Origin of the sequence: Coleofasciculus sp. FACHB-712, from assembly GCF_014695635.1 — a bacterium.
Classification (GTDB): Bacteria; Cyanobacteriota; Cyanobacteriia; order Cyanobacteriales; family FACHB-T130; genus FACHB-T130.
Genome location: NZ_JACJOQ010000163.1, coordinates 1 through 3,888, shown reverse-complemented (window position 1 = coordinate 3,888; position 3,888 = coordinate 1). Strand labels below are relative to the sequence as shown.

At 49.3% G+C, this 3,888-nt stretch carries 5 protein-coding genes and 1 pseudogene; all 6 read left to right on the top strand.

Annotated features, from left to right (window positions below; translation table 11 throughout):
• The coding region (locus tag H6F50_RS04430; RefSeq protein WP_190426729.1) for a CHAT domain-containing protein at positions 1-309 on the top strand (309 nt) is incomplete at its 5' end.
• A 250-nt stretch (positions 310-559) separates the two neighbouring features.
• The gene (locus H6F50_RS04425; protein WP_190426727.1) at positions 560-1,003 is read left to right on the top strand and encodes an STAS domain-containing protein; all 444 of its coding nucleotides are present in this window, start codon (positions 560-562) and stop codon (positions 1,001-1,003) included.
• A gap of 189 nt (positions 1,004-1,192) precedes the next feature.
• Positions 1,193-1,675: a Fe-S cluster assembly sulfur transfer protein SufU gene (gene sufU / locus H6F50_RS04420; RefSeq protein WP_190426735.1), complete on the top strand. Its 483-nt coding sequence runs from the start codon at positions 1,193-1,195 to the stop codon at positions 1,673-1,675.
• A gap of 6 nt (positions 1,676-1,681) precedes the next feature.
• Positions 1,682-2,203, top strand: coding sequence for a Ycf51 family protein (locus H6F50_RS04415; protein WP_190426725.1), 522 nt, complete (start codon positions 1,682-1,684; stop codon positions 2,201-2,203).
• Positions 2,204-2,408: 205 nt separating this feature from the next.
• Positions 2,409-3,593 (top strand): iron-containing alcohol dehydrogenase family protein, encoded by a 1,185-nt coding sequence (locus H6F50_RS04410; protein WP_190426732.1) that lies wholly within the window; start codon positions 2,409-2,411, stop codon positions 3,591-3,593.
• Positions 3,594-3,730: 137 nt separating this feature from the next.
• Positions 3,731-3,888: pseudogene (locus H6F50_RS26905) on the top strand (LL-diaminopimelate aminotransferase); the annotation flags it as partial.

Genomic DNA, 3,888 nt, shown 5'->3' with positions numbered 1-3,888 from the left:
TTTGACCTGAAGCTAAATGCTGAACTTGTAGTGTTGAGTGCTTGTCACACGGGACGCGGCAAAATTACCGGCGATGGCGTCATCGGTTTGTCGCGATCGCTCATTTCATCGGGAGTACCCAGCGCGATCGTATCCCTGTGGGCGGTTCCTGACGAGCCGACGACCCTTCTCATGACAGAGTTTTACCGAACTGTGCAAAAAAACCCGAATAAAGCCCAGGCATTGCGAAGCGCAATGCTAGTCACGATGAAACAACATCCAGAGCCACTCAACTGGGCAGCTTTTACCCTCATTGGAGAAGCACAGTAATCACTCCCCCTTTTTACTTGCGTTAGGGATGCGCTCAGACCATGCGCGATCGCACGCTCTTTTCGCAGGAATTTAGAGGGATCTCTGCGTAAACCCTGACAATATTACCGACTGACCAAGCGTGAGAGTACGGCGAAACTTTGCATTACCTTTACGTAACTTGTGCTGTCTTCATCAACTTCATACGAAAAATCACTGAGCTGAGGACTAATCTTTGTAAAGAACCAATTAGTCTACCTCAGCCACAACTATGGGTGTACCTAGACTTCTAAAGTTTTGGCGCTCGACCGTACTGTTTCCTGAATTTATTTTTTCCCCAGTAATTAAGCGGCGGAACTCTTGCCGTGAAATTACTCAAGCCCAAGGAAACCGAAAAGCCAGTCACCGGATTGTCATTCAGCCTCAAGGGGTTCTAAATCGCTGTAATGGTGCTTTCTTACAGCAATGGATTGTGAACAACGTCGTACTGGATGCCCCAGCTCTATGCGTGCTTGATATGACCCATATCAATGGGGTGGATAGTTCGGGGCTATTTTCTTTAATAGCAGGACTCAAAGCCGCCCGCAAACAGCAGTGCCATATTGTAATTTGCAACTTGCAATCTCCAGTCAAAACACTTTTTGAAGTGGCTCAGCTTGAGGAAATGTTTGATATTGAGGAAAGTTATGAAGCTGCCCTTGAAAAACTGGCTTGACGACTACTTTATCAAGAGTGCCAACAGCCGAACGATTGCAGGCTATAAGGGCACTCTAGCCTGAACTGCGCGGCTAGAAATTTTATCTAAATTCAGCGTTAGGAAGTCAATGCTCGGCTTTCAGCCCTCCGGAAATCAAGCGACACTGATAGGATCGAGATGGATGAATATCGTCTTATCAATCTCGCCATGACTTTGGGCAATCTACGCGACCTTTATCAACAGGTCATTTTAGAACACTACAAGAAGCCACGGCACAAGGGTCAAACCAATCCCGTGCATCGGTCTCAGAGAGGGCACAATCCTTCTTGTGGCGATACCATTGAGCTGACATTGCAGATGAATGCAGCAGGCGACGTCATAGAAGATGTGAAATTTGAAGGAGAAGGCTGCGCGATCGCAATGGCTTCTGCTGACTTGATGGCGGATGCTTTGCGGGGAAAGAAAGTAGATGTAGCCTTGGAAATGGTAGAACGCTTCCAAAACATGATGAAAGGGGAAGCCGAGTTCCCCAAAGAGCAACGCAAGCTGAACGTGATGCAAGGCGTTTCTCAGTTTCCAGTTCGGATCAAATGTGCTAACCTCACCTGGCATACTTTAAAAGCTGCCTTAGAATCACCCAATGGCAATCAGCCAAATGGGTTCGTCAGTAATGAAAAGGAAGACGCTTAAGTTGCCATGTTAACGACTACTTTTTTTCTAGAACTAGCCAAATGGTCGGCGGTTCTTACCATCGCCAGTGCAGTTGTAACCGTGCTGGGGTTTATTTTCCAATGGGGTATTCGGTTTAGGCTGGTGGGTAGCACTGGATTTATGGGTGTGCTAACAGCCGGTTTATTTTCTTTGAGTTTGGTACCGCTTACCCATACAGCAGTTCCAGGTTCGGTGCGTTATAAGTTGGTTTATGACACCGGCGGGGCGCAAACGGTGGTTTCTGTACCGCCGACGATTTCCAACGCCCAATTAGATGCAACGATGCGTCAAGCTGCCAGCGACTTGTACTCTTATGGTCGTTTAGGTCGGGCAAAAGACAATTTACTGACCATTCGGGTACGTACCGTTATTCATCCCTCCCCTGGCGTTTCTAAACCGCTTTACTTGGGTGAGGTGAAGCGATCGCTAGCCATCCGGGATGATGAACAGCTTAACATCCAAGTCTTCCCAGAAAACCTGGCACAATTGCCAAAGTCTACCGCGTAATTACGGATCTTTCTCTATTTTCCCTACATTGGGTCTTTCAGAGTCAAAGCGAGGCGGAGCCTAGAAACGAGTGCCTAGAAACGAGTGTTAAATAGGCTGCTGCCTCCCTCAATTACTAAAGTAAAGTTATTAGAGAAATTTGTTATAAATTCTTTCATAAGCAGTATTGAGCAATTCCCTTCTTTAAACTAAAATGGTTGATTCTATGCCCAATCAATCCTTACCAGAGTTGTCTACTCAAACCGCTCCTTCGTTATTTTCGCTGATGGTGGCTCCCGGTCGGGTGCTGCGCGGTCAGAGGGCGCTGGAACAAGCGGGAGACGCGATCGCGACTTTTGGGCGGCGTCCCTTGGTTGTCGGGGGCGATCGCACGCTGTCCGTCACGCTACCGCGATTGCAGCTTGCCCTAAAACAGCAAAAGACAGACATTGCCCAGGCATCTTACAGTCCAGATTGCAGTACGCGATCGCTTGAATCTCTGCGGAAAGCTGTCACCGACCATCAAGCCGACGTAATTATTGGCATCGGCGGTGGCAAAGCATTAGACACCGCAAAACTACTGGCTCATCAATGCCAGTTGCCAGTCGTCACAATTCCCACCTCAGGGGCGACCTGCGCTGCTTGGACAGCCCTTTCTAACGTCTATTCCGACGAAGGGGCATTTCTCTATGATGTCAGCCTCGATCGGTGCCCGGATTTGCTAGTGCTGGATTACGAGTTAATCCAGACTGCACCGCAACGCACCTTAATTGCCGGGATTGGCGACGCCTTGGCGAAGTGGTACGAAGCTTCTGTCAGCAGCGGTCACTCCGACCAAACTTTGATGATCGCCGCCGTGCAACAAGCGCGAGTGCTACGGGATATTCTCTTCCAAAAAGCCGCAGCAGCGCTGAAAGAACCGGGCAGTGAAGTTTGGCGAGAAGTCGTAGATGCCTCAGTTTTACTTGCCGGGGTCATTGGTGGTTTAGGTGGTGCCCAGTGCCGTACCGTCGCCGCCCACGCCGTCCATAATGGTTTGACCCATATCCCCGCTGCCCACGGTGCCATACATGGTGAGAAAGTCGCCTATGGCATTCTCGTCCAGTTGCGGTTAGAAGAAATGCTGCAAAGCAACCAACTCGCAGCAACCGCAAGGCAACAGTTATTGAAGTTTTACGCCGAAATTGGACTGCCTCAAACTTTGGATGATTTGGGTTTGGGAAATATTACACTGGGAGAATTTCGGCAAGCCGCTGAAATTGCCTGTGCCCCTAACTCGGATATCCACCGGCTACCCTTCCGGGTGGTGCCCGAACAGCTGATGGCGGCAATGGTGTCCACAACCGCACCCGTTGAGGTAGGGCGTCCAAATCTAGGGCTGACCTCAGCGGCGAATCATAATGATGTTTGAATTTCAAAAATTGCAGGTTTAAACGCATTGAAGGTTGAAGAATCTCAAAAGTTGAAAGTTTTAATCAACCTGCCAATCTCCAACCTGCAATCCTGCCTGCCAACCTGCTTTCCTTGCCAACTTTCCTGCCTTAACCAATGACGTTAGATTGGATTAGCCCAGCGGAACGCCTGCAATCACTGCCCCCTTATGTATTTGCCCGTCTGGATGAACTCAAAGCCAGGGCACGCGAACAAGGGCTGGATTTAATTGACTTGGGGATGGGGAATCCAGATGGCCCAGCGCCTCAGCCAGT

Bases quoted from the DNA above. Each gene is read 5' to 3' on its own strand.
- H6F50_RS04415 (WP_190426725.1), top strand. From the start codon at position 1,682: ATGTTAACGACTACTTTTTTTCTAGAACTAGCCAAATGGTCGGCGGTT.
- sufU (WP_190426735.1), top strand. From the start codon at position 1,193: ATGACTTTGGGCAATCTACGCGACCTTTATCAACAGGTCATTTTAGAA.
- H6F50_RS04425 (WP_190426727.1), top strand. From the start codon at position 560: ATGGGTGTACCTAGACTTCTAAAGTTTTGGCGCTCGACCGTACTGTTT.
- H6F50_RS04410 (WP_190426732.1), top strand. From the start codon at position 2,409: ATGCCCAATCAATCCTTACCAGAGTTGTCTACTCAAACCGCTCCTTCG.